The sequence below is a fragment of the Kitasatospora cystarginea genome, assembly GCF_039533515.1.
Taxonomy (GTDB): domain Bacteria; phylum Actinomycetota; class Actinomycetes; order Streptomycetales; family Streptomycetaceae; genus Kitasatospora; species Kitasatospora cystarginea.
In genome coordinates this window covers 91,189-102,796 of record NZ_BAAATR010000030.1, presented here as the reverse complement: position 1 = coordinate 102,796, position 11,608 = coordinate 91,189, and the positions used below count along the sequence as shown (strand labels likewise).

Genomic DNA, 11,608 nt, shown 5'->3' with positions numbered 1-11,608 from the left:
TGGGCCTCGCGCGCGAGCCCGACGCGACGCCGAACATGCTCTTCCTCTCGGCCTTCCAGGTGCTGCTGCAGAAGTACGGAGGGTCGGACGACGTCACCGTGGGCACTCCCGCCGCCAATCGGCGGGTGCCCGAAGTGCGCGACGCGGTCGGCTTCTTCGCCGACCCGGTCGTCGTACGCGCGGACCTGGGCGGCGACCCCGCGTTCACGGCGGTGCTCGACCGGACCCGGACGACCCTGCTCCGGGCACTGGACCACCCGTACCCGTTCCCGCTGCTGGTCGAGCGCCTCAACCCGGCGCGTGATCCCCGGCGCTCACCGTTCTTCCAGGTGATGTACGTCTGGCAGCAGGCACGTCCGGCGCTCAAGCCGCTGCCGCTCGAGCCGCTGGCCGTGTCCGGCCAGCGCGGTGCTCCGTACGATCTGGTGCTCTCGGTCCAGCAGGCCGACGGGCGCTTCGTGTGCTCCTGGACGTACAACCTCGATCTCTTCGAGCGCTCGACAGTGGAGCGGATCGCGGAGGGCTTCCTCGCACTGCTCGGCGAGATCGCCGCCCGGCCGACCGAGCGCATTTCGCTGCTGCCGGCCATGTCCCGGGCTGCCGAGCTCTCTCTCCGCCGCGAGGCGAGCGGCCCGTCGGTGGAGCTCGGCAGGCAGGACTGGCTCGACCAGTTCGACGCGCAGGTGCGGCGAACCCCGCAGGCGGTGGCGCTGGTGTGCGGCGAGGAAGCGGTGACGTACCGCGAACTGTCGGACCGGGTCGGCCGGCTCGCCGCCGCCCTGCGTGCCCGCGGGGTGGCGGAGGAGGTACGCGTCGGCCTGTGCGTCGAGCGGTCGGTCGGCCTCGTGGTGGCCATGCTCGCCATCGCCCGGGCGGGCGGAGCGTATGTACCGCTGGACCCCGACTATCCGGCGGATCGCCTTTCCTACACGGCCGGTGACGCGCGGATTGCGCTGTGCATGGTGGACGAGGCGGGACGGCGAGCGCTCGGCGGTTACGACGGCGAACTGGTCGTCCTGGACACACTCGCCGAGGAGGCCGGGCAGCTGGCGCCGACACCGATCACCAGGGTTCCGGGCGAGGCGCTCGCCTATGTCATCTACACCTCGGGCTCAACCGGCCGACCCAAGGGTGTCATGGTCACCCGGCGCAATGTCGCCAACCTGTTCGTCGGGCTCGACCGCGCCGTCGGCGGCGAGCCGGAGGCCGTGGACGGGCAGCCGGTGTGGCTCGCCGTCACCAGTGTCTGCTTCGACATCTCAGTCCTCGAACTCCTGTGGACGCTCTGCCGGGGCTACCGGGTCGTGGTCGGGACCGGGCGGTGGAACGCGCGCACGCCGGCCGCCACCGCGGGGCGGCGGGCGCCGTCGCGGCCGGTCGACTTCGGCCTCTTCTACTTCGCGGCGGACTCGGGTGAGCGCAGGGGCCGCGAGCTGTACCGGCTGCTCCTTGACGGGGCGCGGTTCGCGGACGCCAACGGGCTGCGCGCGGTGTGGCTCCCCGAGCGGCACTTCCACGCTTTCGGTGGCGCCTTCCCGAATCCTTCGGTGCTGGCGAGCGCCGTCGCCGCGGTGACCGACCGGGTCGAGATCCGGGCCGGCAGCGTCGTCCTCCCGCTGCAGGATCCCCTGCGGGTCGCCGAGGAGTGGGCCGCCGTGGACAACCTGTCGGACGGACGTGTCGGACTGTCCTTCGCCTCCGGCTGGCAGCCGAACGACTTCGTCCTGGCCCCGGACCGGTTCGCCGACCGCAAGGAGCTGATGTGGAGTGGGATCGACACCGTCCGCCGACTCTGGCGGGGCGAGGCCGTCCGCCGTACCAACGGCGTCGGCGCGGAGGTCGAGGTGGCCACGCTCCCTCGCCCGGTGCAGCCCGAGCTCCGCGTATGGGCGACCGCGGCGGGCAGCGACGAGACCTTCCGCCAGGCTGGCGAGCGCGGCGCCAACCTGCTGACCCACCTGCTGGGGCAGAACACCCACGAGCTGGCGCGGAAGATCGGCATCTACCGCGAGGCGCGGGCCGCCGCCGGACACGACGAGGGGGTGGTGACGCTGATGCTGCACACCTTCGTCCACCCCGATCCGGAGCTGGTGCGCGAGGCGGTGCGCGAGCCGTTCAAGAACTACCTCCGCAGCTCGATAGACCTGATGCAGGGGCTGGCCAAGGGGCTCGGACTGGACCCCGTGCTGCACCGTGAGCTGATCGTGGATCACGCTTTCGAGCGGTACTCCAGCACCAGCGCGCTGTTCGGCACGCCCGAGCACTGCGCCGACGTCGTGCGGGACCTGGCGGAGGTCGGGGTCGACGAGATCGCCTGCCTCATCGACTTCGGGGTCGGCGACGAACTGGCGATCGAGGCACTGGAGCACATCGCGACCCTCAGGCGCGCGCTGACGGAGCCTGCCGCCGAGCGCTCCCACTCGCCCGCCGAGTCCCTGTCCCGGCACGGGGTCACCCACCTGCAGTGCACGCCCGCCTTCGCGCGCCTCCTGCTCGAGGAGCAGGAGGGCGGTCACGCCGCGCTGGGCCCGCTTCGCCGGATGCTGGTCGGCGGCGACGCCTCGCCCCCGGAGCTCGCCGGACGGCTGGGCGAAGCAGGGGTGGTGGACGTCTTCAACATGTACGGCCCCACGGAGACCTGCGTCTGGTCCGCCGTCCAGCGGCTCGAAACCGATGCGGCGGGCCGGGTGACCGTCGGCGGACCGCTTGCCAACACCTCGCTGTACGTCCTGGACGCGCACCTTGAGCCGGTGCCGCTCGGCGCGCCCGGCGAGCTGTTCATCGGCGGCACCGGGGTGGCGCGCGGGTACTGGGACAGGCCTGCGCTGACTGCCGAGCGGTTCCTTCCCGACCCGTTCACCGGCTCGCCCGGCGCCCGGATGTACCGGACGGGTGACGTGGTCCGCCCGCTGGGCGGAGGCCGCCTGGAGTTCCTCGGCCGCGCCGACCACCAGGTGAAGGTCCGCGGCTTCCGCATCGAGTTCGGCGAGATCGAGACCGTGCTCGGCGCCCACCCGGCCGTGGCGGACTGCGCGGTGGTCGCCCGGCGCGACCGCGACGGTGACAGCAGCCTGGTGGCCTTCGTGGTCACGGCCGAGGGCGCGCTGTTCGACGAGTCCGCTCTTCGGGTGCACGCCCGCGCCATGCTGCCCGAGTACATGGTGCCGTCGCGCATCGTCGAGCTGCGGCGGCTGCCGCTGACGCTGAACGGGAAGGTGGACCGCAGCGCGCTGATCAGCCGCGCCGATGCGGTCGGTACGGGCGGTCCGGATGCGTACGTGGCCCCGCGGAACGGGATTGAAGGCTCGCTCCAGGAGATCTGGGCCGAGCTGCTGGAGCGCGAGACCGTGGGCGTGCACGAGAACTTCTTCGAGGTCGGCGGCCATTCACTGCTCGCCGCCAGGATGCACACCCGGATCTCCGCCTCCGGTCTCGGCCGGATCGAACTCGCGGATGTCTTCACCTATCCGACGATCGCCGCGCTCGCGGCTCACCTCGGCTCGAACGGGGACGCGGGCGGCGGGGCGCGCGAGAGCGTCGACAGCCGGGCGAGCAAGCGGAAGGCTGCCGTCCGGCGGCAGCAGCGCAGGAGGCAGAGCTCATGACCGAGTCAGTCATCGAGGACGAAGTCCAGCACATCGCGATCATCGGCATGGCCGGCCGCTTCCCCGGGGCCTCGGATCCCGAGGAGTTCTGGCGGAACATCGCGAACGGGGTCGAGTCCATCACCTGGCTCTCGGACCAGGAGCTGCTCAGCGCCGGTGTCGAGGAGAGCCGGTTCCGCGACCCGGCCTACGTCCGGGCGGCCACCCGGCTGGAGGGGATGGAGGAGTTCGACGCCGCCTTCTTCGGGCTGACTCCGATGGAGGCGTCGATCCTCGATCCGCAGCACCGGATGCTGCTGGAGAGCACCCAGACCCTGTTCGACCACGCCGGGTACAACCCGGAGACGCTCAAGGCGTCCACCGGTGTCTACGTCGGCGTCGGCTTTCCCTCGTACCTGGTGAACAACCTGCTCGGCCATCCGGAGCTGGTCGAGCAGGTCGGGATGCAGCGGATCTTCTTCGCCACCGACAAGGGCTTCGCGCCGACCCGGATCTCGCACAAGTTCAACCTGACCGGTCCCAGCATCGGCGTCGACACCGCCTGCTCGACCTCGCTCGTCGCCGTCCACCAGGCGTGCCGCGCGCTGCTGGCCTACGACTGCGATCTCGCCGTCGCCGGAGGCGCGAGCGCGGTGCTGCCCAGCGAGGTCGGCTACCAGTACCACGAGGGCGGCCTCCACTCTCCTGACGGCCACTGCCGAGCGTTCGCCGCCCGGGCCGGGGGGACGCGCTTCGGCAGCGGGGTGGGTCTGGTGCTGCTCAAGCGGCTTGAGGACGCACTCACCGACGGCGACAACGTGCTCGCGGTGATCCGCGGCTCGGCGGTCAACAACGACGGCGCGCTGAAGGCCGGCTTCACCGCCCCCAGCGCCACCGGACAGGCCGCCGTCATCGCGGAGGCGCTGGCCTTCGCCGAGGTCGACCCCGAGACCGTCGGATACGTGGAGGCCCACGGGACGGGCACCGTGATCGGCGATCCGATCGAGATCGCGGGTCTGACCCGGGCGTACCGCGAACGGACCGACAAGAGGCAGTACTGCGCGATCGGTTCGGTCAAGACCAACGTCGGGCATCTCGACGTGGCCGCCGGCGTGGGTGGGCTGATCAAGGCCGTCCAGGCGCTGCGGCACGCCGAGCTCCCGCCGAGCCTCCACTTCGACCAGCCGAATCCGGCCATCGACTTCGCGAGCAGCCCCTTCTACGTCAACACTGAACACCGCGCCTGGACCTCATCGGGCGAAGCACGCCGTCGCGCCGGGGTGAGCTCCTTCGGTATCGGCGGTACCAACGCGCATGTGGTGCTCGAGGAGGCACCGCTCCGGGAGGCCTCGGGGCCGTCGCGGCCCGAGCAGCTGGTCGTCGTCTCCGCGCGCTCGGCCGAGGCGCTGGAGGCGGCGAGCGCCGATCTGGCCGCGGCCTTCCGGAAGGCCGAGGACGCGGAGCTGCCCGACCTGGCCTTCACGCTCAGCAGCGGGCGCAGGGCCTACCCGCACCGCCGCGCCGTCGTCTGCCGCGACCGCGCGGAGGCGATCGCGGCGCTCGACGGATCCCGCCCGTCCGCCCTGCTCTCCGGGGTGGCCGAGCAAGACGCACCCGAGATCGCATTCCTCTTCCCCGGACAGGGCGCACAGCAGCTGCGGATGCTGGCCGGCCTCTACGAAGGGGAGGCGCGCTTCCGCGCGACGGTGGACCGGTGCGCCAGGCACGCGGCCGGACGGCTCGGGCTCGACCTGCGCCAGGCGATCTGGCCGGATGCCGGGAACGACGAGCGGAAGCGGGCCCGGCTCGACGAGACCTGGCTGACCCAGCCCGCCCTCTTCACCGTGTCGCTGGCAACGGCCGAGGTCTGGCTGGAATGGGGCGTGCGGCCCTCCGTCCTGCTCGGGCACAGCCTCGGCGAGTACGTCGCCGCGACGGTGGCCGGCGTCTTCCGTCCCGAGGACGCGCTCGACCTCGTCATCGACCGCGCCCGGCTGATGCACGAGCTGCCCGGCGGGGCGATGCTGGCGGTCTCGCTCGACGAGGCGTCACTCGAACCGGTGCTGGGCGACTGCTCGCTGGCGGCGGTCAACGACCCGCAGCAGTGTGTCGCGTCCGGCCCGTACCCGGCGATCGAGGAGCTGGAGGGGCGGCTCGCGGCGATGGGGGTGGAGCACCGGCGGCTGCGCACCTCGCACGCCTTCCACTCCTCGATGCTGGACGGGATCATGCGGGCCTTCGAGGAACGGGTGGCGCGGGTCGACCGGGGCACGCCGAGCATCGCGGTCGTGTCGTGCATGACCGGCCGGATCCTTGAGCCGGCCGAGATCCGCAGCCCCGAGTACTGGGCCCGCCAGCTGCGCGGCACCGTACGGTTCGCCGACGCGGTCCACACCGTCGCCGAGGACCGGCGGCAGCTGTTCCTGGAGGTGGGCCCGGGCCGGACGCTGGCACCCATGGTGCGGCGGGGTGGCGTGGCGGCGCACCGGATCGTGGCCTCGGCCCGGGGTGGCAACGATTCCCGCAGCGACGGCGAAGCACTGCTGGGCGCCCTCGGTGCCCTCTACTGCGCGGGTGTGCCGGTGGCTTGGGAGGAGTTCTGGGCCGGTGAGCGGCGGCACCGCATGCTGCTGCCGGGCTATCCGTTCGAGCGGCAGCGGCACTGGATAGAGCCGGGCACCGCAGGGGCGACGCCCTGGCGGAGCGCCGGGTCGGACTGGTCCGACGCCGGAGCCGGGACCGGCTGCTTCGAGCGCGGCTGGCGTCCGGCCCCCCTGCCGGGGGACCTTGACCCCACCGGGCTGCCGCAGCCGGAAGGCTGGCTGCTGGCGGTGGACGACGAGCTGGGGCAGGCGCTGGCGGACCGGCTCGACCAGGCGCGGCAGTCGGTCGTACGGGTCCGCCGCGGTGCGGCATTCGCGGCGACGGACGAGGGCTTCACCATCGACTCGGCGAGCCCCGAGGACATAGAGAACCTATTGCAGGCGCTCCAGGACCAGGACCTGATGCCGCGCCACATCGTCCTGGGCTGCGGTCGTGGGCCGGTGGAGGACTTCGAGGAGGCCCAGCGCGACGGCCTGGAGACGGTTGGGGCCTGGGTCCAGGCGCTCCTCGGGCATGCCACCAGCGAGGTCCAACTCGCGGTGGTGTCGGACCGGTTGCACGCGGTCGCGGCCGGGGATGAACCCTCGGTCGCCAAGGCCGCGCTGGCCGGGTTCTGCCGCGCGGTCGCGGAGGACCATCCGGAGCTGCCGATCGCCTGCTTCGACATCGACGACCGGCTCGCGTCGGCGGCGCTCGGGATCGTCGCGGAGCTCGCGGGCGGCCTGCGCGAGACCCAGGTCGCCTACCGCGGGGGTGTGCGCCACCTCGAATCGTACGAAGCCCGGCCGCTGAGGCCTTCGGCTGGCGGTCGCGAGGGGATGAGTTACCTCCTCACCAGCGCTTTCACCGGCGTCTCCGCCGCCCTCGCCCGCCGGCTGGCCGAGGCGCACAAGGCGCGGCTCACCCTGGTGGAGCGGCAGCCGCTGCCCGCCCGCGAGGAGTGGACCCGGTGGCTGGAGGAGTCCACCGGCCGTGAGCTCGCGCTGGCCGAGGCCGCCGGTGCCGCGGCACTGCCCGAGGTGCGGCACGAGGTCGCGGCGCTCACCGCCGCCGAGCGCGAGCTCACCGCGGAGGCGGGCCCCGCATGGGACCGGGCGGCGGTCGGAGCCGTCCTGAACCGGCTCTGCGGCAGCCATGTGTACCGGACCCTGGCCGCGGCGGGTGTCGACCTCGGCGAGGGCCGGGTCCACCGGCGCGCGGAGATCGCCGCCCGGATGCGGCTGCTGCCGGAGTTCGAGAAGTTCCTCGACTTCTTCCTGGAGGTGCTGCACCAGGACGGGATCATCCGGCGTGAGGGCGACCGGATCGAGGTCGTCGTCGGCCCGGAGCGGGTGGAGCTGACCGACTCGGCGGCCGCCAGGGCCCAACTGCCCGGCTTCGAGGCGACCATCTCCTTCCTCGACCACTGCGTGAGCCACTTCCCGGCGGCGCTGAGCGGCGATGTCGACGCCGTCGGTGTGCTCTTCCCCGACGGAGACCCGACGCGGCTTGAGCACGCCTTCCGGACCCTGCTCGACGGGAGCAACTACCGCGTCTACGCGGCGCTGCTGGGGCGGCTGCTGCAGCGGCTGGCCGAGAGGACGCCGGGAAGGCCGCTGCGGATCCTCGAAATCGGCGGTGGCAACGGCCAGTTGACCAGGATCATCGCCCCGTTGCTGCAGGGGCGGGAGGTCGAGTACTGCTTCACCGATCTCGGCAGCTCCTTCGTCCGCCGCGCGCGCCGGTGGGCCGCCGGCTACGGCTTCACCGACCTGCGCTGCCAGGTCTTCGACATCTCGCAGGACCCGGCCGGTCAGGGGCTCGATCCGGGTTCCTTCGACGCCGTCATCGGGTTCGACGTCGTCCACGCGACCCCTCGGATCGACCGCACGGTCGAGAACCTGCGGGGCCTGCTCGCCCCGGGCGGGCTGCTGTGCCTGGTCGAGGCCGTGGTGTCGCTGCGCTGGGTCGAGATGCTCTGGGGGCTCGCGGAGGGCTGGTGGCTCTTCGAGGACGAGGAGGTCAGGACGGGTTCGCCGCTGATCCCGCTGGACACCTGGGACCGGGTGCTGCGGGAGCAGCCGTTCGCCGACGTCGTGTCCTTCCCGCGATCCGGCTCGGCTCGGGCGGCCACGGACTACGGTCTGGTGCTCGCACAGCAGGCCACGGCCGTCGACACCCCGGAGTACGCCGCGCACCTCGCGCGTGGCGCCGAGGCGATCCTGTGCGCCAACCGGTCGCGCATCGAAGCCGTCCGCGAACTCGAGGCACTCGGTGCCGAAGTCCTCGCCGTCAGCGGTGACCCGACGGAGCATCAGCAGGTTGCCAAGGCCATCGGTGCCGCAGCGGCACGGTTCGGCAGGGTGGACGGGATCATCCACGCACCGGAGCTGCCGCTCGGGGACACCCCCTCGGAGTGGACCCCGGCACAGCTGCGGGCCCTGGCCGCCCCGCACGCGAAGGCGGCACTCGCCGTCACCCGCGCGGCCGCCGACGCCGGGATCGGCACCGTCGCGCTCGTCTCGCCGCCGGAGGCCGTCATCGGCGCCAAGGGCGCGCTGAGGCCCGCGGTCGCTGGCGCCTTCTTCGACGCGCTGGCCGACGGCCACCGCACCGCGTCGATCCACTGGGACACCGACGGCGAGGTCCAGGCACTGGAGCGCGCCATCGGCCGGCCCGGGACGGTCGTGGTGTCCCGGCAGGAGCCGGACGCCGCCCTGGCCACCGGCCTCGAACACCGCGATGCCCTGCGCCGGGCCCGTGCCACCGAGGCGGGAGGGGCAGAGGAGGACGTCGAGCGCGAGCTCCTGATCATCTTCCGGCAGCTCTTCGGCACCGACGCCATCGGTGTGCACGACGACTTCCACCGTCTCGGCGGCGATTCACTGCTGGCCTCGCAGGTCATGGCTCGGGTCCGGCGCCGGTTCGAGGTCCCTCTCGCGGTCAGGGCGCTGTTCGACGCGCCGACGGTCGCCGGGCTGGCGGAGAAGGTGCGCGAGGCCCGCCGGGCCGACCCGCACGCGGACACCCCGCTGCGGCGCATCCCCCGGCACGAGCTGCTGCCGCTGTCCTTCGGCCAGCAGTCGCTCTGGCTGGCGGAGCAGTTCCACGGTCCGAGCGCGACGTACAACATCCCCGGTGCGGTGCGCCTGGTGGGAAGGCTGGAGACCGAATCGCTCAGGCGTGCCCTGCGCGAGGTCATCCGGCGGCACGAGGTGCTGCGGACCACCGTCCATGCCGTGGACGGCTCGCCGGTGCAGCGCGTCCACGAGGAGTTCGCGGTCGAGCTGCCGGTCCGCGAGGTCCGGGAGGAGCAGGTCGACGAGCTCGCCCAGGAGCACGCGCGCAGCGTCTTCGATCTGGAGGCAGGGCCGCTGATCCGGGTGGCGCTGCTGCGGATCGGCGCCGAGGACCACGTGCTGCTGGTGAACATCCACCACATCGTCTCCGACGGCTGGTCGCTCGGCGTGCTGGTCGAGGAACTCGTCACGCTGTACTCGGCGTTCGTCCGGGGCGAGCCCTCACCGCTGCCGCCGCTCGTCCACCAGTACGCGGACTTCGCCGACTGGCAGCGGCGTTGGCTCGACGGCGAGGTCTTCGAGCGCCAACTCGACTACTGGCGGAGGAAGCTGGCTGGAGCACCGGCACTGCTCCAGCTCCCGACGGACCGGCCGAGGCCCGCGGCGCAGCGGATCCGCAACGCCGTCCGGCGGTTCGTGGTCCCCGCGGACCTGGCGGCGGAGCTGGTCGCACTCAGCCGGGCCGAGGGCGCAACCCCGTTCATGGTGCTGCTCACCGGCTTCAAGGTGCTGCTCTCGCGCCTGGCCGGGACCACCGACATCAGCGTCGGTACGACCAACGCTAACCGCACCCGAGCCGTGTTCGAGCAGATGATCGGCATGTTCGTCAACAACCTGGTGCTGCGTACGGACCTCGGCGGCAACCCGACCTTCCGGGAACTGCTCGCCCGGGTCCGCGCCACCTCGGTCGACGCCTACGCGCACCAAGACCTGCCGTTCCTGACGCTGGTCGACGAGCTGAGGCAGGAGCGCAGTCCCGCCCACACCCCCCTCTTTCAGGTGCTGTTCCTGCTGCAGAAGCTGAACATCACCCTCGAACTGCCCGGGATCGCCGCGCACACCATCGAAGTCGACGCGCTGCACACCAAGTTCGACCTGACCCTCTTCATGGAGGAGCAGGAGCAGGGGATCACGGGCACCTTCATCTACAACGCCGAGCTCTTCGACGCGACCACGATCGACCGGATGGCGGTGCACCTGGTGCAGCTCCTGAGGAGTGCCGCGACCGCACCGGACACCCGGATCGGGGCGCTGCGCATGGAGACCGACGAAGAGGCGAGATTGCGAGACATGACCGAACAGCACTCCAAGGCGTCCAAGCTCCAGGCGCTGCGCGGCGCCAGGCGGCGCTCGGTGGACATCGCCCGGATCAATCCGGTGAAGACGGGATTCCTGCCCGGCCTGCCGCAGACGCCGCTGGTCCTGGAACCGGCCGCGGCCGACGTCGATCTGCCCGGCTGGCTCGGGGCCAACCGGGAACTCGTCGACGACTACCTGCACCGCCACGGGGCGCTACTGCTGCGCGGCTTCCACGAGGGGTCGGTCGAAAGGTTCGAGGAGGCCGCGTCGGCGATCTGCCCGACGCTGTTCCGAGAGTACGGCGACCTGCCGCGCGAGGGCGAGTCGGTCCGGATCTACAAGTCCACTCCCTACCCGGAGGACCGGTCGATCCTGTTCCACAACGAGAGCTCGCATCTGCACACCTGGCCGATGCGGCAGTTCTTCTCGTGCGTCGTGGCAGCGCAGGAGGGCGGCGAGACGCCCATCGTGGACTGCCGGCAGGTGTACGCCGCGCTCCGGCCCGAGCTGGTCGAACAGTTCGCCCGGCGCAAGCTCCGCTATGTCCGCAACTTCATCGACTCGGTGGACGTGAGCTGGTCCCGGTTCTACGGAACCGACGACCGGTCCGAGGTCGAGCGCAAGTGCCTCGAGGCCGGCGAGGGCTTCGAGTGGGCGCCGGACGGGACGCTGAGGACCTGGCGGGTGGCCGACGCGGTGCTGCCGCACCCGCGGACCGGCGAGATGGTCTTCTTCAACCAGCTTGCTCTGCACCACGTTTCCTGCCTCGACCCGGACACCCGGCAGTCCCTGGAAGCGCTCTACGGCGAGGCCGGGATGCCGCGGAACGTCTACTGGGGCGACGGCGGGGTCATCGAGGACGAGGTGATCGCCGAGGTCCGCGAGGTGATGGACCGTGAGTCGCTGGTGTTCCCCTGGCAGGAGGGCGACGTGCTGGTGATCGACAACATGCTCGTCGCACACGCCCGTCGCCCCTTCGTCGGTCCGCGCAAGATCGTGGTGGCGCTCGGCGACATGCTGCGGGCCGGGGCACCCGCGGCCACCGATCGCTGATTTGGCGCC

The 11,608-nt window shown here is 72.0% G+C and carries 2 protein-coding genes; both read left to right on the top strand.

Annotation, left to right across the window (positions count from 1 at the left end; genetic code table 11):
• The coding region (locus tag ABD369_RS27895; RefSeq protein ID WP_344639314.1) for a MupA/Atu3671 family FMN-dependent luciferase-like monooxygenase at positions 1 to 3,605 on the top strand (3,605 nt) is incomplete at its 5' end.
• Positions 3,602 to 11,599: a condensation domain-containing protein gene (locus ABD369_RS27890; protein WP_344639313.1), complete on the top strand. Its 7,998-nt coding sequence runs from the start codon at positions 3,602 to 3,604 to the stop codon at positions 11,597 to 11,599. The genes ABD369_RS27895 and ABD369_RS27890, both read left to right, overlap by 4 nt.
• Positions 11,600 to 11,608: the final 9 nt, after the last annotated feature.